Source organism: Cutibacterium sp. (assembly GCF_030525615.1).
Classification (GTDB): domain Bacteria; phylum Actinomycetota; class Actinomycetes; order Propionibacteriales; family Propionibacteriaceae; genus Cutibacterium.
The window spans coordinates 104,167-121,432 of record NZ_JAUNEJ010000005.1; the positions used below are offsets into that span (position 1 = coordinate 104,167).

27 protein-coding genes and 1 tRNA gene are annotated in these 17,266 nt (G+C 60.5%); 19 read left to right on the forward strand and 9 right to left on the reverse strand.

Annotation, left to right across the window (positions count from 1 at the left end):
• Positions 1–23: 23 nt before the first annotated feature.
• Positions 24–395: a hypothetical protein gene (locus tag Q4B98_RS08460; protein WP_303196712.1), complete on the reverse strand. Its 372-nt coding sequence runs from the start codon at positions 393–395 to the stop codon at positions 24–26.
• Positions 392–601 carry a ribonuclease PH gene (locus tag Q4B98_RS08465; RefSeq protein ID WP_303196714.1) on the reverse strand — a complete coding sequence of 70 codons (210 nt, stop codon included), beginning with the start codon at positions 599–601 and terminating at the stop codon, positions 392–394. Before Q4B98_RS08465 ends, Q4B98_RS08460 begins: the two co-directional genes overlap by 4 nt.
• 210 nt (positions 602–811) lie before the next feature.
• On the opposite strand from Q4B98_RS08465, the gene Q4B98_RS08470 reads away from it, so the two are divergent.
• Positions 812–1,003 carry a hypothetical protein gene (locus Q4B98_RS08470; protein ID WP_303196715.1) on the forward strand — a complete coding sequence of 64 codons (192 nt, stop codon included), beginning with the start codon at positions 812–814 and terminating at the stop codon, positions 1,001–1,003.
• A gap of 57 nt (positions 1,004–1,060) precedes the next feature.
• Here the strand turns inward: Q4B98_RS08470 and Q4B98_RS08475 are convergent, their stop codons facing one another.
• Together Q4B98_RS08475 and Q4B98_RS08480 are read right to left on the reverse strand one after the other, a co-directional pair.
• Entirely contained in the window at positions 1,061–1,249 is a 189-nt protein-coding gene (locus Q4B98_RS08475) for a hypothetical protein (RefSeq protein WP_303196716.1), read from the reverse strand.
• A complete protein-coding gene (locus Q4B98_RS08480; protein ID WP_303196717.1) occupies positions 1,246–1,395 on the reverse strand; it encodes a hypothetical protein in 150 nt (49 codons plus the stop codon). Before Q4B98_RS08480 ends, Q4B98_RS08475 begins: the two co-directional genes overlap by 4 nt.
• Positions 1,396–1,762: 367 nt before the next feature.
• On the opposite strand from Q4B98_RS08480, the gene Q4B98_RS10610 reads away from it, so the two are divergent.
• The 14 genes from Q4B98_RS10610 to Q4B98_RS08540 all read left to right on the forward strand — a co-directional run bounded on the left by Q4B98_RS10610 (position 1,763) and on the right by Q4B98_RS08540 (position 9,976).
• Complete coding sequence (locus Q4B98_RS10610; protein WP_368492333.1) at positions 1,763–2,068, forward strand: HNH endonuclease; 306 nt, start codon at positions 1,763–1,765, stop codon at positions 2,066–2,068.
• 154 nt (positions 2,069–2,222) lie between these two features.
• Positions 2,223–2,528 carry a hypothetical protein gene (locus Q4B98_RS08485; protein WP_303196718.1) on the forward strand — a complete coding sequence of 102 codons (306 nt, stop codon included), beginning with the start codon at positions 2,223–2,225 and terminating at the stop codon, positions 2,526–2,528.
• A complete protein-coding gene (locus tag Q4B98_RS08490) occupies positions 2,521–3,957 on the forward strand; it encodes a hypothetical protein (RefSeq protein ID WP_303196720.1) in 1,437 nt (478 codons plus the stop codon). Before Q4B98_RS08485 ends, Q4B98_RS08490 begins: the two co-directional genes overlap by 8 nt.
• Positions 3,954–5,396, forward strand: coding sequence for a phage portal protein (locus Q4B98_RS08495; RefSeq protein WP_303196721.1), 1,443 nt, complete (start codon positions 3,954–3,956; stop codon positions 5,394–5,396). Before Q4B98_RS08490 ends, Q4B98_RS08495 begins: the two co-directional genes overlap by 4 nt.
• The gene (locus Q4B98_RS08500; protein WP_303196722.1) at positions 5,393–6,331 is read left to right on the forward strand and encodes a hypothetical protein; all 939 of its coding nucleotides are present in this window, start codon (positions 5,393–5,395) and stop codon (positions 6,329–6,331) included. Before Q4B98_RS08495 ends, Q4B98_RS08500 begins: the two co-directional genes overlap by 4 nt.
• A gap of 6 nt (positions 6,332–6,337) precedes the next feature.
• A complete protein-coding gene (locus Q4B98_RS10615; RefSeq protein ID WP_368492336.1) occupies positions 6,338–6,697 on the forward strand; it encodes a hypothetical protein in 360 nt (119 codons plus the stop codon).
• Positions 6,698–6,699: 2 nt separating this feature from the next.
• Positions 6,700–6,987: a hypothetical protein gene (locus Q4B98_RS08505; protein WP_303196723.1), complete on the forward strand. Its 288-nt coding sequence runs from the start codon at positions 6,700–6,702 to the stop codon at positions 6,985–6,987.
• Positions 6,988–7,033: 46 nt separating this feature from the next.
• Entirely contained in the window at positions 7,034–7,237 is a 204-nt protein-coding gene (locus Q4B98_RS08510; protein WP_303196724.1) for an EndoU domain-containing protein, read from the forward strand.
• An 8-nt stretch (positions 7,238–7,245) separates the two neighbouring features.
• Positions 7,246–7,554 carry a hypothetical protein gene (locus Q4B98_RS08515; RefSeq protein ID WP_303196725.1) on the forward strand — a complete coding sequence of 103 codons (309 nt, stop codon included), beginning with the start codon at positions 7,246–7,248 and terminating at the stop codon, positions 7,552–7,554.
• Positions 7,555–7,698: 144 nt separating this feature from the next.
• Positions 7,699–8,154, forward strand: a complete 456-nt coding sequence (locus tag Q4B98_RS08520) for a hypothetical protein (RefSeq protein WP_303196726.1) — start codon at positions 7,699–7,701, stop codon at positions 8,152–8,154.
• Between the two features lie 21 nt (positions 8,155–8,175).
• Positions 8,176–9,132 carry a phage major capsid protein gene (locus tag Q4B98_RS08525; RefSeq protein ID WP_303196728.1) on the forward strand — a complete coding sequence of 319 codons (957 nt, stop codon included), beginning with the start codon at positions 8,176–8,178 and terminating at the stop codon, positions 9,130–9,132.
• A 12-nt stretch (positions 9,133–9,144) separates the two neighbouring features.
• The gene (locus Q4B98_RS08530) at positions 9,145–9,282 is read left to right on the forward strand and encodes a hypothetical protein (protein ID WP_303196729.1); all 138 of its coding nucleotides are present in this window, start codon (positions 9,145–9,147) and stop codon (positions 9,280–9,282) included.
• A complete protein-coding gene (locus tag Q4B98_RS08535; protein WP_303196731.1) occupies positions 9,279–9,653 on the forward strand; it encodes a Gp19/Gp15/Gp42 family protein in 375 nt (124 codons plus the stop codon). Before Q4B98_RS08530 ends, Q4B98_RS08535 begins: the two co-directional genes overlap by 4 nt.
• Positions 9,650–9,976 carry a hypothetical protein gene (locus Q4B98_RS08540; RefSeq protein WP_303196732.1) on the forward strand — a complete coding sequence of 109 codons (327 nt, stop codon included), beginning with the start codon at positions 9,650–9,652 and terminating at the stop codon, positions 9,974–9,976. Before Q4B98_RS08535 ends, Q4B98_RS08540 begins: the two co-directional genes overlap by 4 nt.
• Before the next feature lie 348 nt (positions 9,977–10,324).
• On the opposite strand, the gene Q4B98_RS08545 is transcribed toward Q4B98_RS08540, so the two are convergent.
• Positions 10,325–10,564, reverse strand: coding sequence for a hypothetical protein (locus Q4B98_RS08545; RefSeq protein WP_303196733.1), 240 nt, complete (start codon positions 10,562–10,564; stop codon positions 10,325–10,327).
• Positions 10,565–10,955: 391 nt separating this feature from the next.
• Here Q4B98_RS08545 and Q4B98_RS08550 point away from each other — a divergent pair, with 391 nt between their 5' ends.
• Positions 10,956–11,114 (forward strand): hypothetical protein, encoded by a 159-nt coding sequence (locus Q4B98_RS08550; protein ID WP_303196735.1) that lies wholly within the window; start codon positions 10,956–10,958, stop codon positions 11,112–11,114.
• Positions 11,111–11,290: a hypothetical protein gene (locus tag Q4B98_RS08555; protein ID WP_303196736.1), complete on the forward strand. Its 180-nt coding sequence runs from the start codon at positions 11,111–11,113 to the stop codon at positions 11,288–11,290. The genes Q4B98_RS08550 and Q4B98_RS08555 overlap by 4 nt, the downstream gene beginning before the upstream one ends.
• Positions 11,291–11,652: 362 nt before the next feature.
• Here Q4B98_RS08555 and Q4B98_RS08560 read toward each other — a convergent pair.
• The 3 genes from Q4B98_RS08560 to Q4B98_RS08570 all read right to left on the reverse strand — a co-directional run bounded on the left by Q4B98_RS08560 (position 11,653) and on the right by Q4B98_RS08570 (position 15,028).
• A tRNA-Pro gene (locus tag Q4B98_RS08560) sits at positions 11,653–11,725 on the reverse strand.
• A gap of 1,114 nt (positions 11,726–12,839) precedes the next feature.
• On the reverse strand, positions 12,840–14,183 hold the full coding sequence (locus tag Q4B98_RS08565) for a hypothetical protein (RefSeq protein WP_303196738.1): 1,344 nt from the start codon (positions 14,181–14,183) through the stop codon (positions 12,840–12,842).
• A gap of 26 nt (positions 14,184–14,209) precedes the next feature.
• A complete protein-coding gene (locus Q4B98_RS08570; RefSeq protein WP_303196740.1) occupies positions 14,210–15,028 on the reverse strand; it encodes an Fpg/Nei family DNA glycosylase in 819 nt (272 codons plus the stop codon).
• Between the two features lie 97 nt (positions 15,029–15,125).
• Here Q4B98_RS08570 and Q4B98_RS08575 point away from each other — a divergent pair, with 97 nt between their 5' ends.
• Complete coding sequence (locus Q4B98_RS08575) at positions 15,126–15,365, forward strand: hypothetical protein (protein WP_303196742.1); 240 nt, start codon at positions 15,126–15,128, stop codon at positions 15,363–15,365.
• Here the strand turns inward: Q4B98_RS08575 and Q4B98_RS08580 are convergent.
• Positions 15,354–15,827 (reverse strand): ribose-5-phosphate isomerase, encoded by a 474-nt coding sequence (locus Q4B98_RS08580; protein WP_303196744.1) that lies wholly within the window; start codon positions 15,825–15,827, stop codon positions 15,354–15,356. The two genes, Q4B98_RS08575 and Q4B98_RS08580, sit on opposite strands and share 12 nt — an antisense overlap.
• Before the next feature lie 71 nt (positions 15,828–15,898).
• Between Q4B98_RS08580 and Q4B98_RS08585 the strand changes: the two genes are divergently transcribed.
• Complete coding sequence (locus Q4B98_RS08585) at positions 15,899–17,188, forward strand: GNAT family N-acetyltransferase (RefSeq protein WP_303196745.1); 1,290 nt, start codon at positions 15,899–15,901, stop codon at positions 17,186–17,188.
• The last annotated feature ends 78 nt before the right edge of the window (positions 17,189–17,266 follow it).

The window sequence follows — 17,266 nt, forward strand, 5'->3', positions numbered from 1 at the left end:
CTAGCCGGAGCTTGATGGCTGCACTATTGAACGAGCTGTGCGACCCGCTGGTAGGAGACCCCCATGATCCGGGCGGCGTCCCGGTACGAAATCCCCGCGCCCACCAGGGACTTGGCCGCACGGCGAAGCGCCGCCGCCGAGGCAGCATTCGCTCGGTCAGCCTCGGCCCGGAATCGCTCAGCCTCCCTCATCGCCTGGTCGTAACTGGCTGGAGTGACCACGTGAAGCTCCATCGTCACCTGGTCCTCATCCACCCCAGCCAGGTAAGCCACAGCCTCGCGCATCTCGTCATCGACAGCAGCCAGGGTCCGCACTTGGCTCACTGCCCCGTTTTCAGACTCAAGGACCCATACCCCATTGCCGCGCTCTGCGGTCACCGTGACGGTTATCATCACCACCACCCCTTCCCGCCGAATTCGTCGTCAAACTGGTCGAAAAACTTGCGCGCAGTCTTGTCATCGACCTCCGCATGTCGACCTAGCGTGCGGCTGGTGCGACCGACTCGCACCGCTGTGTGCCGCGTGAGTTCGGTCAGTTCAACGGCAAGTCCGCAAGACCGGGCCTGCTTGCGGAGTGTGTCGAGGACTGCCGTGCGCTTCATGACCATAAGTCATGACCACACTAGACACTCCGTCAAGGCGACACTAGACACACTGGGAAAGGCGTGCAGCGATGAATGACCCTCCCGCTTGGATTCCTGCCGTCGACCCACTCGCCCGCCTAGCATCCATGCCTGCCCTGGTGAGAGAGCCACCGCCACGAGTACCCTGGCCCGGCCCGCCTAGAGCGGCAGTGGCGATTCGCCCCACCTATGACCGCAGCCCAGCTGAGTAAGCGGCTGGGTATCAACGCCAACACCATCAGCCAGTGGGCGCGGCGGCGCCGGATCAAGGCGGCCCCCGGCGCCTCCGGTCCGTGCTACCGGCCCTGGGATGTTATCGCGCAAGCATGGCCTGGCATTGTCGAGGCCATTGAGGCCCGTGATATGCCTGACGCCGCCTAAGCCCCCGGTTATGTCAGCAGAACCAGCGGGGGTGGCATAACACCACCCCCTGCCGCGTCATGAGCGCTTACGGTTTGGTGTGGATTTCCCAGTCCAGCGGCGCACAGTCTCGGCGGTCACCCCGGCGGCCCGGGCTATTGCCGCGTCTGGTACGCCGTTGGCTTGAGCGAGGCGTACTTGCTCGCGTAGGCGCTGATAGGCCGCCTGCCGTTCGGTGGCTGCTTGTTCGACGCTGTGGATACTCATGCCCGCCCCTGATGTGCGCGGCGTACGTCCAGTCCTGCGCAGACGGCGACCCCGACGGCTGGGATCATCCACAACCTCGGGGAGTCATCGGCGAGGGCTAGTCCCAACAGGGCCAGGGACATCCACGTTGGCCATGTGATCTTCATTGCTCATCCTTCCTGATGATGGGGGGTATCCTTGGGGAGGGTTCCAGCTAAGCTGCTGTTAGCTGGAACCCTCATCATCTCAGCGGTTGCGCCTGCGGTTCCGACGCGACTGTCGCCGCTCTTGTCGGAGTGCGCAGATGATTGCGGTTGTGGTTCCCGCGATCTCAGCAATCGTCTTGATGATCTCCAAGGCGTCCTTCATGGATTCTCACCCCCTCTGTGTTGTTGTACCCCCAATCATACAACCGATCATGCTAAACAGCAACATAATCATACGATATGCCATGGTGAAAATGTGCTACTAAGACAGGTGACGGGACAAGTGCGTCCCGTGAGCCGTTGAGGTTTCTGTGGGTGACAAGTTCCTATGACGACATCGAGGACAGGAACGGCGAACTGGATACGCAACGCCACCACAGCGAAACGTCGAGCGCGAGCCGACGGGCTGACGTGTTGCCCATGCTGTGGAGTCCAGCTGCGCTGGGATGTCAGCCGCACACCAGCAAGTCCTGAGGCAGACCATATTATTCCGTATTCACGAGGCGGTTCAGACCGGCTCGACAACATCAGGGTTATTTGCAGACGGTGTAACCAGTCGCGAGGCAACGGGGTGCCACGTAAGGGGCGTCGATTTCGCCGGGTGGAATCCATCGACCGGCGCGCCGTCTGGTAACCGGGGGGGTATACCCCTCCCCACCCCTGGTGGTCACTTCACCACGGCATAGCGAGATCTCTCCCCGGGCTGTTCCACGGGCGCGCGAGAGGCTGCACGAACGTGCATAAAACTTTTTCCACGTCTTTGAATACTCATGTCAAGGGGGTGCACTGTGACTCTCAAGCTCGTTACCGACGATACGCCAACGCCGCGTCGGCGGGTGAAGAATGAAAAGATCAAGACCGCCTACCGTTCGGGCGACAAGCTGCGCATTCTGGACGCTATGTTTTGCACGGCAGCCGCTATTGCCGAGGATCCGGCTCAGGCGGCCCGTGATCGCACAGCGGCGTTGAAGTCGCTGGAATCGCTGCTCGACAAAGCCGAGAAGGCGGGGGCGCTGCACGAGGTGCCACAGGCCACCTCGCCGACCCCGGCATTGCGTCAGGCTGCTGGGGGCGAGGGCTGGTCTGGTGTGTGATCCGCACCTGTCACAGATCGCCAAGCACCTGGTATACCCGGAGGGTATCGCTTCGACGTTGTGGCCGGTGGCCCGGCGAGTGTGTGAGGCTGCCGGGCTGGGGTTTGATCGGTGGCAAGACGACCTAGCCCGCCTTATCCTCGCCCGGGACGCCAGCGGCGAATTCGTGAACAAGGTTGATGGTGTCGAGGTGTCGATTCCACGCCAGGTTGGCAAAACATACACGGTGGGTGCGCTGGTATTCGGGCTGGCCGCGATGCTGTCTGACGGGACGATGATTTGGACTGCCCACCATACCCGCACCTCGGATGAGACGTTTCTCGCTTTGCAAAACCTTGCGAACCGTCCCGGCTTGTCGCAGTACGTGTCGAAGGTGCGGGCCGGTAACGGTAAGCAGGCGTTGGAGTTCACCTCCGGGTCTCGAATCCTGTTTGGTGCCCGTGAGGCCGGGTTTGGTCGGGGTATCCCCGGTGTGGATCTCATCGTGTTCGACGAGGCGCAGATCTTGTCGCAGAAGGCCCTTGACGCCATGGTGCCGACATTAAACACCTCCGACCTTGGCTTGGCGATCCGTATCGGCACCCCGCCGAGGCCTACCGACCCGGCAGAGGCGTTTATTGAATTCCGCCGAGCCGCCCTGAAAGGTGACATGGTCGGTGGCACCTATGTTGAGATTGGCGCCCCCGATGATGCTGACCTGTCAGACCGGAAAGTGTGGGCTAGGGCGAACCCGTCGTTTCCTCGCCGCACCTCGGAGGCAGCCATTTTGAGGATGCGCCGTCAATTAGGTGAAGAGTCATTTCGCCGCGAGGGGCTGGGGATATGGGATGACGACTCGGTGAAAACCGCCATCGACCGCACCTTGTGGGGTGACGCCCTTATCGGCCAGGTCGGTGATGGGCCGCGCTGCTGGGCGGTGAAGTTCTCCGCAGACGGGGCGGCGGTGGGATTAGGGGTGGCAGTCAAGGAAAACCCTAAACGGATCGTCGTTGACGGTGTGCGTCAAGCGTCGACCGGGGAAGGTACGGGCTGGCTGGTGGAGTTCCTCACCAACCCTGACCGCCTAGCCCACACATCCCAGATCGTTGTGGACGGCAAGGCCGGTTCGGCGTGGCTGGTAGACCAGCTGCGGTCAGCCAAGATCCCCGCGCGTGTCATCTGGACCCCGACGGTCGATCAGGTGGTAGCGGCCCATTCGGGGTTTCTTGCCGGTCTGCATGACGGCACACTGCGCCATTGCGACAACGAACTTCTTGACCGGCAGGCTGCCACAGTGACACGACGCAAGATTGGCACCCGGGGAGGGTTCGGCTGGGCTAGCCCTCCAGGATCAGATTCAAGCTTGCTGGACGCGGTAACCCTCGCCCATTGGGGCGCTGCCACAACGAAACGCAAACCGGGACCTCGGGGAGGTGTGACTATTCTATGATCGCGTCGACGCCACCAACAGTGGCAGGACTCACCGGCCAAGAGCAGGCCATGTTGTCGTCCTTGTGGGCGAGGCTGGCGCGCACCACGCCAAAGAATCTTCTACTCAATAGCTACTATGACGGCCATCGAGCCTTGCAAGATCTCGGCATCTCGATGCCCCCTCAAATGGCCCGCACTCGCGCCGCTCTAGGCTGGCCTGCTAAGGCGGTACAGGCCCTGGCACGTAAACATGTGTGGGAAGGCTACACCCTCAACGGGCAGATAGACCCGTTCGACATTGACGGTATTCTCCACCGCAACGATTTCACCTTGACACTCATGCAAGCGATCACAGCGGCCTATAAGCACGCTGTTGCTTTTCTCACGGTGGCCCCCGGCGACCAGTCCGCCGGTGAGCCGCCGGTGGTGATTAAAGCCCGCGATGGACTGTGGACAACAGCGCACTGGAACGCCCGGGCGTCCATGATCGACGCCGCCTTAGAGATCACCGACACCACCACGCACGAAAACGGCACCTCGGGTTTGGTTTCGTGTGAGCCGTCCCGGTTCATCTTGCACACCATGGACGCCACGATCATTGCCACCGCCGACAAGCACGCATGGACGGTGGAGCGTCTCAACAACCCCTCGCGACGCATCATGGTCGAGCCGCTGGTCTACAACCCCGAGATTTCTCGCCCCTTCGGCCATTCCCGTATCTCCCGGGAGGTGCGATACCTCACCGACGCGGCAGTACGCACGCTGGTGCGCGCTGAAACATCCGCCGAATTCTTCGCCTCGCCTCAACGCTACGTGCTAGGCGTATCAGCTGACCAAATGGAGGCAATGCGTGACCGGTGGCGCGCCATCACAGGGCGCGTGCTGGCCCTGTCCACCAACGATGAGGGCGAAACACCAACAATCGGCCAGTTTGCGCAAATGTCGATGGACCCGCACCTGTCAATGTGCCGTCAACTGGCCCAAAACTTTTGCGCCGCAACAGGACTCCCCCAATCATCGGTGGGCCTGTTCGCCGACAACCCCGCCTCAGCTGAAGCCATGCAGGCCGCCGAAGTGGCCCTCTCCGATGAGGCCGAGTACCAGTGGCGAGTCTTCAACGGTCCACTACTACGCATCCTTCAAGACGTGCTCATGGTCGCCGAAAACCTAGACACCCCACCTGCCGAATCATGGAGCGTTCACCTGTCGTGGACACCGGCACGCTACGTCTCACCGCAGGCATCCAGCGACTTCATCGTCAAAACAGTCTCAGCCCTACCAAAAGTCGCCGACACAACGATAGCCCTACAACGCGCCGGATTCACCACATCAGAAATCGAGCAAATGCGCGCCGAATGGTCACGCACCGGACTCATAGACCGGTTGGGGAACGTCGACACGGTCCCACCCGACCATGACATCACCCGACAATCAGTCGACAACGGCGCGCCGCGATGAGCGACATCACCGCCGCTGATCTAGCCCGACTGCGCTCCGCCCATGGCAAGCTTGCCGCCCAGACACGCCGTGATTTGTCGAAGGCGTGGGCGGCTATAGACCTAGCCAACCCTCAACAAGCCCGCGATGACCTACTGCAGATTGTTGACGCGCTAGAGTCTCGCGCCGATACTGACGCCCGGATCCTGGCGATGGAATGGTACGAGGACATTCGCGAAAAAGTAGGCGGGCTACCCCGCTACACTGCCCGGGCAGGCGGGTCACCCAACCATGACCAAATGATCGCGACGACCCGCTGGGCTGCAGGCGGCCTATGGGGCGACAGCCCCGACCAGGTCAAACAGCTCATAGAACAAGCCATAGACCGCTGGCAATGGGCTGCAGCTAACGACACCATCGTGTTCAACGCAACCAACGACAAGTCATGCCGACACTGGGCCAGAGTGCCCTCAGGGGCGAAAACGTGCGCGTTTTGTACAATGCTGGCCTCGCGGGGATGGATATACGCCACCGCTCGCAGCGCCGGAGACGATGCGGGCCACCAGTTTCATACCGGCTGCGATTGCCTAATAGTGCCAAATTTCGAGTCAACGATCCGCTCGGCGTATCTCGAAGGCTACGACCCCCACCGGTACCTACACCTGTATAAACGCGGCATCGAGCAGGCCGACGACGGATCACCAGAAGCGATCGTGGCTGGCATGCGTCGAGCCGACCCCGACCAATACACCGACGGCGTATGGCCGAAGTTGCCAAGTGCTCTGAAGGAGACAGGCGGGCTGAACCTGAGGAACTGGGAAAAATACCGCCGCGACCTCGCCTTCCGGCTACCCCCGAATGCTGACACCACCCGGTTCAAGATACCGCCGAAAAACCCGGCCATCCCCGACAACTGGGACAATCCCGGCGGCATTCAGTTGCGGGTCAAGGAATGAAACCACATCCTCTACGGCGATGTTTCTCGGGGCGGCAAGCAGGAGTGGCGAGATCACCACCGGGTGCAGAACTCCTCCCCCTCTAACACGGCAGGCACCGGGTACGACCGCAAACCAGACATGATGTATCGGGGCGGCCACATGTGGGGCCACAACTGGATGAGCGGGGGCGACACGTTCCCCCAAGACTGGGGACCCGACCAGATCCAACAGGCTATCGCAGACGTCATCAAGACAGGAGTTGCACACTCCCCGCGCCCTGGTGAGAGAAGCATTATTGGAACAAGTCAAGGCGTTACACTTGTGGTGCGGGTACGAACTACAACGAATGAAATCGTTACGGCTTATCCGTCTAAAGGAGTGTAGCCATGGGTGCCGTTGATGAGGTCACAGAATATGATTTGTCCATGGAACTCCTCGATGAGGTCGCACGCCGTGGCGGTCATGAGTGTGTCCAGTCATACATGGATCTTTTGGACCATGACGGGATCCTTCCGCTTCCGTGCGTGATGTATGCAGCCGACAGCTATGACATCCCCATTCCGGCTCACTTTGAAGCCGATGTAACCAGGCTCGTCTCCGAATACGAATTGGAGCAGCGTGATCTCATCGAGTTACGTGAACTCATGGCGTCTCAGCACGCCCGTGGTTTGTAGGCAAGACTGGCAATACCGGGGCGGTCACCTGTCCGGGTACGGCTGGATGAGCGGGGGCGACACGTTCCCCCAAGACTGGGGACCCGACCAGATCCAACAGGCTATCGCAGACGTCATCAAGGATGGCCAGTACACCTACGAGAAGCCGGGTCGGGCGTTCTATACTGGGAACAAGGACGGCATAACAATTCGCGTTAATGTCAATCCAGACGAGAAGCTGGTCCTGTCAGCGTATCCAGTGGGGTCATAGGAGGTCACATGGCATCGTCGTCACCATACGAGGATGACGTCTATGAGGACGCCATGGTTTGGGAACTGGTAGATGCCCTCAAGGACCGGTTCGGTGATGACGATATCGCGTGGGAAATGAACCTATACGAGCATGATGGGTATGTTCCGCTTTGCTGCGTTCTTCGCCATGCTGACGGGCGTGATATTCCGATTCCGGCCCATTTCGAAGCTGATGTAGCTCATCTTGTGGCTGAGCATGAGATGGAGCAACAAGACCTCGACCTGCTGCGCGAAATTTTGGCCGACCAGCGTGAACGCGGCCTGATCTCGTATTGATACCTGCTCTAGTGCTCGTTTCGTAGTTTTTAGTTTTCGACTAGCCCTTGCACCGTGTGGTGTGAGGGCTTATTGCTATGCCCTGCCGCACGGTGGGGTTTGTTGCCGCACGGCACCTATCAACCCTGAGGAGGGGTGACGATCATGCCTGAAACCACCGAGACCGCCGAGGTGCAACCCCAGACGGACACCGCGCCACAGCCCACACAGTCCAAGCCCGCCGCCACCGACTGGAAAGCGGAGGCTCGCAAATGGGAATCACGAGCCAAAGCCAACCATGATGCCGCACGGCAGCTGGCCGAGCTGCAGGACGCCCAACGCTCTGACGCCGAGAAGCTGGCTGACGCCCAGTCCACAATCAAACGACTCAAAGCCGCTGAGCAGCGGCGTGGTTGGGCTGACCAAGTGTCCTCTGACACTGGCGTGCCCGCACGCCTGCTAACAGGCGAGACACTACAGGAGTTACAGGCTTCCGCTGAGGCGTTGACCGCCTGGGCACACGAAACCCGCAAGGCGCACCCGATCATCGATCACACCCGCACCCCCACTACCTCTGACTCAACATCGACGTTTATGCGTCAACTGTTTAGCCAAGAATGATGATGAAAGAGAGCATCCACGATGTCTGTGTTTACGACGACGAGCGCTAAGCCGCTGCTGCCCCGCGAAATTTCTGCCGGGTTGATTAAAGACACTCAGGCCGCCTCGGTGGTGTCCCGCCTGTCGGGGGCTGAGCCTATGCGGTTCGGTAGTGTCGATTATTTGGTTTTTAACGATATTCCCAAGGCCGAGTTTGTGGAAGAGGGCGGCGAGAAATCGGCGACGAAGGCCGGGTTTACCTCGGTGTCTGCTACCCCGCATAAGGCGCAGGTGACGATGCGGTTTTCTGAAGAGGTCCAATGGGCCGATGAGGATTACCAGCTGGGGATTTTGGAGACGTTGTCTAGCGCTGGAGCTGAGGCGTTGGCCCGTGCTCTCGATTTTGGGGTTATTCACGCTATTAACCCGCTGTCGGGGGCCAAGGTTGGGTCGTGGACGAACTATATTGGGGCGTCGACGAAGATTGTGGAGCATAAGGCCACCGGTGGCGCTGACGCCGACGATGATTTCCGCGCTGCTGTGGGCCTGCTGGTTAACCAGACCAAACCGGTGGCCGTTGACGGTGCCGCGCTAGACCCGGCATTCGCGTGGGATTTGGCAAGCCTGAAAGTCAAGGACGGGGCGGGGGCGACGTCACAGCCGCGCTACCCGAATCTGGGGCTAGGAACCGACATCACCTCTTTTATGGGGCTGGCGTGCGCCCAGTCGAATACGGTGTCTGGTCGCCCGGAGGCCGCCGACACGAAGGTGCGCGCGGTTGTCGGTGACTGGGCAGGCGGTCTGCGCTGGGGCATCCAGCGTGATATTCCTGTGACTCTCATAGATCGTGGCGACCCTGACGGCCAAGGCGATTTGGCGCGCAAAAACCAGATCGCGCTGCGTCTAGAGATCGTCTACGGCTGGTATGTGTTCACCGACAAGTTCGCACTCGTCAAAGACGCTACCGCCAATGCTGAGCCAGGCTCAGAAGAAGCCTGAGGGCGAGTAGTGATGATCCGCCTAACCAACATTAAAACGGGGGTGGTGGTGGTCGTCGATGAGGCGACCGCCACCCGTCTTGGCCCCGACTGGCGGCCTGCCCCGGTCAGCAAGTCGGCTCGACGAGCTAAGGCCAAGGTGCGCCGGTGAGTGCGGCACCATTCGCCACAGTGGGGGATTTGGAGGCCCGCTGGCGGGGCCTATCGCAGGCCGAGCAGTCCCGTGCCGCAGTGCTCATCGATGACGCCTCGGCCCTCATCCGGGATACGGTTCCCGGCTGGGAGGGCGTCAGCGAGGAGACGTTGCGGGCGATCTGTTGTGCGGTGGTGCGCCGAGCAATGGGCGTCGGGGTTGATATGCCGGCGGGGATATCGAGTGTCTGCGAGACAGGCGGACCGTTTTCTCAGCAGGTCTCGTTCGCCAACCCGACCGGCGATTTGTACCTCACCCGGGCCGAAAAAGCCCGGATGGGTGTAAGCGTGGCCACGGCGGCCAGCATCGACCTTCTGGGGCAGCCGTGATCGCCCGACATGCGGTCGTTCATATCGCCCGCCACATGGGCGACCGTGACGCCCACGGCAACCCTGTCATCACCTGGGCTGAACCGGTGAGGCGCCCAGTGTTTAGCTGGCACCAGCTGACCGCCGAAGAGTTGACCGCCCAAGGGATCAACCGCTCTATGCGACGCCTAGCGGTGCTAGCCGACTGGACCCCGGCAATCGGGGACCGCATCACAGTGCTTGGTGAAACATTCGAAGTCGACGGCGAACCCGAGGACTGGAACCACGGCCCGTTCGCTTTCACCCCAGGCTACCGGTTCTATCTGAAGGTATGGCATGGCTAACGTCCCCCTGAAGATCAACCATCAAGGATTCAAAACGGTATTAAAAGGTGCCGAGGCGCAGGCTGTGACACTGGAGATGGCGACACTGGCCCGGGATGCCGCTAACAGGTGGGCCCGGGGCTAAGCACCACCAGCTGCTGGCCGCGCTGAAGCTATCAGCCGGGGCACCAACGACCACCCCTGAGGTGCTCGATAAAAGCTGCTGGACCTCCACAGTAGCCCTCGCCCACGATGTGGGGGCCGTAGTCAACCCGTCACAAGCTGTCCCAAAGTCTCACGAAACCTCACGCCGCAGCGTCCATGACAACTCGCAACCCCCGGCGTCATCTCCAGCCCTAACCGACGACCTCAAACCTCCAAGCCAAGGATGCGCTCCGCATCATCCAAGCTCACCGTTGCCAGCTTCCCTGCCCTGTAATCTTCGGCCTGCTGTCTGAGGCCGTACTCATACTCGAGCCGGTCAATCGACTGCACCAGAGCCTCCACGATGTAGCAGCTACGGGTACGCCCAGTCTGCTTGGCCAGTCTCGTGTATCTCTGCCCGATGTCATCGGGCACTCTCACCGGCATCGTCATCGTGCCGCCCATAGGTCCTCCCTTTCCAGCCGTGCGTATTCACCGCATCACACTCAATACGGAGCCGGTCGCCCACCCCATGTAGGGGGTGGGTAGTTTTTCTTTGGTTGATATCATATCGCGGTAGAATGGATCAGTAATACTGTGCTACGATAAGAGCACAACAACACAGGGAGGAGGTGAAAGCGTGAAGTTCATCCATGAAGCACTCGACATCATCGCCCAGATCCTCGCAATCGGTACGACAAGCGTGACGATTTGGGCGACGATTAGAAGCGAGAGGCGTGAAAGCCAACGGGGGGAGCGAAACCCACCACGGCGAACCAAGTGAAGAAGGGGTTCCCGACTACCAGAACTAGCCGGGAACCCTGCCCCAGCCTACCTCCACCGAAAGGAGAAAACGATGACCATCAAACCCCCCACTGTGGCCATGGCGGCTCTCACGCTCGCGGCGCTGACGCTGGACTGGCACCCTGCAGTTACAGCGTTCTGTGCGGTAGGACTCGGGGTGCGAGTCTGGGCCGAGCGGCGACACGCCAGCAGGCAGGAGAACGTATCGTGAGCGTTCAAGCGATTGAGCAGGCCCGCAAGGAGGCCGACGAGGCCCAACAGCGCCTCAAGGACACCATCGCCCAGGCTGTCGCGGCAGGCGTCCCCAAAGCTAAGGCAGCCAGGGCCGCCGGGGTAGCAACCACTACCGTGTTCCGTTGGCTAGCTGAAGGTGAACACCGCGACTGATCCACTCCGAATACCCCCGAACCCGCAGGTTGAACTGCTCCCCATTAGTTGGACTGAGAAATCAGACACCTACTAGTGGGGAGTAGTTCACCCTGGCAGGGGGTCCTTTTTCGTCTCTACAGCTAGGAGCGCCCCCTGTCGTGGCCATGGTGCGACCATACCCCGCGCCCGTATAGCCGCCGGTACAGTCTGGGTACAGATCACTCCGACCCCCACATGCTCATCCTCTAGTCAGCGCCGTACCCGGTACAGACACATAGCGTCACCCAGGGGCACACTATGCCACTGTGTGCCACATGAACAGGCATGAAAAAGGGCCACCTGACTAGGCATAACGCTGTCAAAGTGACCCTGGCTAGGAGTCGGGGCGACAGGACTCGAACCTGCGGTCTCCTGCTCCCAAAGCAGGCGCGCTAGCCACTACGCTACGCCCCGTCTCGTCACTTCTACCGCAACGAGAACATCGACAGCTTAGTAGAAGACCCCGGCGCACCGCCAATGGAACCGTTTTGCCGGACTGCCGCGCCACCCGACTAAGGAAGACCCCGAGCGCTGTGACAATGGGGTGGTCACCGCTCGCCAGGCGGTGAAGATGGTGGGAAGACCCCCGAGCGCTGTGACAATGGGACATACCATCACGGGAAACCCCTCACCTCAGAATCGATTAAACAGCGTTAACAACGGTTGCGGCGGTCCACCTTGCACACACCGCCGTCGACACACCGACTGTTACCTGCACGATCAAGCGTTCCGGCTGTCCAAGGACGAAGGCACCGCAGCTCTACGTCATCGGGGCCGTCCCTGTCCGAAACTGACGTTCCAGGACAACCCGTCATTACCCGACAGCGCCGAGGTTGTCTACCCGACGCCGTGGAGGGATGGCAGCCCCGCTCATTGCCAGGTAACGCCCTTGTAGTTGCACATGAGCACATGACCTCATGCCATCCACGTCCCGCGCAGCGCGATGCCATGTGACGCACTCCCGTCAGCGGAGCTGATGACGGCGGAACCCCAGTGTGGCCCACGCTGAGGAACACCCGCGCAGAGCGGGCCATGGTCCAGCCAGCGGGATCTCCCGGTCCAGGTTCCGCGTAGAACCAAACCGCCGCGTGACCCCCCACCAAACCGCCGCGTGGCCATCGCGCAAGAAACCGACAACCCTGCCACCATGAGAGACACGTACCCGCACAAATCCCCGACTCTCCTTCACCGGCTACCGAAGGAGGACTACTTTTCAAGCGTCGCTAACACCGCAGATGGGTTCGTCGAACAAGATCATCCTGGTGGCATTGCGCCCCGATCATGGCGTGCCAACGAGAGCGGAGTGATTCATCTGACGAACCACCGATTTCGAGTCGAATGAAGACCGGACCGCATCACAGCCACCGCGCGTCGCACGCACATAATGGGCAACCCGACGACTCCCTACGCCAATGTCACCTACCGCGACCCCTCTCACCGCAGACCATTCTTGCCTCATGAAAACAAACTGGGACACAACGAGATACTTCAACGCATTCATATTCTGGCGAAACCTGTTGGGACGGCATTACCACGTTAAGAGAGCTAATTCCTCATCGTCGAGATGCTCACTGACAAGAAACCGACGCAAGGTACGTTGCCGCAACTCGCCCACTGGTGTCGAGCCGAACGAACTCGTCAATTCCTCTGGCCACGCCGTCGTGATGGCGCACGCAAGCGCCGCGCGGCGTCTGGAAACTCGGTGGCCCCGCGCATAAAGAGGCCCGCCGGGGACCGCAGGAAGGAAAGCTCCCAGTTCCCACACGGCTTCGTTGGCGTCCTGGCTCTCGCACCTGCCGGTCCAGATGGCCCTTTCGGCACGGGCCAGAGGATCATTTCCCTCGCCCGGGACAAAATCGTCCCACACGTGTCCTGACTTCACCTCCGCCAGCTCAACCGAGGCAATACAGCGAGACATGAAGGTTCCTGGTTTGTCGACTGGCAATTCCCACAACCTGCGCATTCCTTCCTCACGCAGCTCGGGGTCGCTCATACGATCACCCAACCGAAAAGCTGCGCAGCAGGTAAGGAGTCGAGCAACATAATCATCAACAGCATCAAATGGCCGTGACAACACATTCTCTAAGCCTTCGGCAGCCATCTCCAGGGCGGAAAATGGTCCGACCCTCATATCGACAGCGCTCATGAGGAGCCACATCTGTGGTCCAGTGACAGCACGCGGGTCAAAACCGGAAAGAATCTCGTCAACTCGAGCGCCTACGGCTGTGGCTAAATCGGGAGACCAGCCGATCAGCACTCGGGTAGCTCCCCTGGACTCATGAATTGTCAGATCGTGTGCCCCTGGCGGTAGTGGGCCGATTATCTCACTGGTGTGTTCGGCCCCGTCGACAAGAATGCCCGCGTCGGGGGTATGACACATCATCTCTTCTGACTGATCGACAATGGTTTCGGCGGGCAACCACACCGGAAGGCACCTCACAGCCTCCTCGATATCGTCAGTTTGCCGACCATGCCACAGGGCCATCCGAGCGTTCCCTGGGGCCAGCACAATGTCGCTGCCCAGCAGGCTGACTCCCTCATCGACCGGGGCACAATCGCCCATGTCTTGCCGCCACACCATGAGGGTCGGATGCTGGTGTGTTCTGGTGACGACGATCCCATGAGCGCCAGCCACCCACACTTCTGCAGAGTCAGGATCATCGAGGATCCAGATCGGGCCGGGAACCTTCACTTCCGCCGTGTCGACGCCGGGAGGCATCGTGATTCCGGCCACAAGCTCGATCTCATCGGATTGGCGCAGTTGAGCAGATAGCACCGCCCCACAAGGGTGGGTCCACGTCCACGAAGATTCGTCGGCGTGCTCTTGTGATGACACCAGGGTCCATGGCTGACCAACACTGATGTGACTCATCCTGACCTCCAGCTCTGACTCAACGATCAGTGGTGTCGACGTTGGCAACGCGGGCACCAGAACAGGTGCCGCCCTCCCTGCAGAGCCATCTTCACCGGTGTACCACACACCAGACATGGCTGGTTCTCGCGCCGATAAACGTAAACCTCGCCCCCGTGACGATCGACTCGCGGCGGTCGTCCCATCGCTTCCGGAGTGTGCTGTGGCTGAACGGTATCGATACGTCCTGTCTTGACCCCAGCGCGCATAAGGATAACCAAATCGTTCCATATCGCCACCCACGTCGAATGGGAAACCTGCTTGCCAGGGGTCTCCGGATCGATCCGATGCCGGAAGAGCACCTCAGCGCGGTAGATATTGCCGACCCCGGCCGCGATCGTCTGGTCCAGCAGCAAATCGCTGATTCTGCGGGAAGATCGACGCACCTTCTGCCATCCAATCTCAGGGTCTGCGTCTCCACGAATAGGGTCGGGGCCGATATCGGCCATAATCTCCACCCATTCATCGTCATTGATAAGTGTGCAAGTCTGGGGCCCACGCAGATCTGCCGCCTTCACACCGTCGGTAATGCGCAATCTGACCTGCCCGACCACCGGAACTGCCAGACCCACCACAAGCTTGCCGATTAACCCCAGATGAATGTGGAGCAGGTGCTCGTCATGATGATTGTCAAAACTGATTACAAGGTGCTTCCCCCATGCCTGGGCCGATGTCAGCACTGTCCCATCGAGCATGGCCGCTGACTCGGCGAACCGGCCTTGCGGCGAGGTAACTTCGACCGGTTCTCCGGCGAAAGCAGCACCAATCGCGTCGGCGAGACGATGAATCACGTGGCCTTCGGGCACAGGCGGTTGTCCTCTCAGAGTTGATGAGATCGTGCGGTAATCACGCAAGCCAAGGATCGATGCGTACGCGAACGCGTATATGGGGCAAGATGGTCGTATGAATGCCACTGGTCACGGCAAACACCGGCACCCCCACGATCAGGGACGTGGCCGCGGGCCGATTCTCGATACGGACCGCGCCATGAGAGCGCGCGAACTCGCGGAGCAATCGGAACCCACTGCCAGGTCCCATATGCCCGAACCAGGCCGGGAATGGTCGACCGTGCTGGCAGATCTTCGTCGTCGAGTCACCGCCACCACGGCCGATGAGTCTGATGCGGACAGCTCAGCCCAGTAAGCCCTGATCCTCCCAGCGGGTCAACTTGTCGATACGTCGCTGATGACGGTCCTCATGAGAGAAATCCGTCGTCAGGAAGGTCTCAACAATCGTCCATGCCTCCTCGTGAGTCTGCATCCGACCCCCCAGGGACACGACGTTGGCGTCATTGTGAAGACGAGCCAACTCGGCAATCTCGACGGTGTATGCCAGTGCAGCCCGAATTCCCTTGACCTTGTTGGCTGCAATCTGCTCGCCATTGCCCGAACCACCGAGCACAATGCCCAATGAACCAGGTTCAGCCACCACAGCCTGGGCACACGGAATACAGTAATCGGGGTAGTCATCGAGGGAATCGTAGGTCGACGCGCCATGGTCGACAACCTGGTATCCGGCCTCGTTCAGCTTACCGACGAGGTACTCCTTGAGCTCGAAAGCGGCATGATCGGTACCGATATGTACATGTGATGGCTTGAACGTCATGGTTCCATCATGTCACTACCCTGCAGAGGGTCAGCCCCGCAAGAGGAACCATCTCCGATAGCGTGGCAGGTATGGCTGAAAACATCGCATCTGTTCAGGCCCCTGCCCCGTACCGTTTGGAGCTCGTCGAGAGTGATGGTTCTCGCTGCGAAGCTGTCGACAATGTGCTGCGCGCCGTGGCACTCGGTTTCCACCTGGCACAGCCATCTGACGCCGAGTTCGAGCACTACGCCTCCTGTGTCAAAGGCGAACGGTTGTGGACAATTCGACAGCCTGATCCTGATCCTGAGTTTCCAGGCCTCCCCGTGGCGACAATGGCCGCATACCCCAGCACTATCAACACCGGACATGGTCACCTTGAGCCGGCTACCTTCATCACCGACGTCACCGTGCGTGCTAGCCACCGCCGCCGCGGGCTGTTGCGCACCCTCATGAACAACGCTCTCACGCGCTCCAAAGAAGAAGGCCTGCCCTTCGCTGCACTAACGGCTACCGAGGGAAGTATCTACGGACGCTTTGGCTACGGCATTTCCACCCGTTCCCAGGACGTTGAGATCGTCGCCGACGGCCGGTTTACGCTCAACCACGAACCAAGCGGAACCGTGTCGATGGTCGACCCGCTGGCCATCGATGACCTGAGACTCAAAGTGTTCTCCGAGTTTCATCGGGCCCATCGAGGTTCCCACGATCGTCAGCCCTGGCACGTTGATTTTGCCTCTGGCCGCTGGGACTCCCACAAGGGCGGCCCCAATCGTCGAGTCCGTTCGATCGTCCACCACAATGACGAAGGCGAGCCTGACGGCGTTGTGTCTTACCAGATTGACAAGGACTTTGGCTCCCAGATCACCGTTCTCGACATGGTGGCCACTACCCCGGATGCCGAGGTCGCTCTGTGGGAGTTCCTGGCTTCGGTCGACCTCGTCGAGACGATCAAGGCACACCAGGTCGACCCAGCCACGCCGCTGCCGTGGGCAGTCGAAGACCCGCGAGTGGTCAAGTTCACCCGCCACACCGATCTCGGGTGGCTTCGTATTCTCGACGTCGACCGCGCGATGGCAGCGCGAGGTTGGGATCACCAGGGGTCGGTGACTCTCCACATCACCGACCCGATGGGCTACGCGGAGGGTACGTGGCGAGTCGACGTGGATACCCCGGGAGCGCCAGCCGCAGTTACCCAGGTCGACGATTCTACCGACGCTGCCACCCTCGACGTGGCTGCCCTAGGCTCGCTGTACTTTGGCATGGGCCGTGGGTTCTCCCTCGCCGCAGCTCACCGGATTACCGGTACTGACGAGCAGATTGCGGCGGTCGACCGAATGTTCTCCACCGTCGACGTGGCTCACAACATCTCGGAATTCTGAGGGCTTATCGCAACGATGTGGGTCGGGTGCTCGTACCCGACCCACACTCACGTCGTGTCGTCTGGGTCTGGTTGGCGT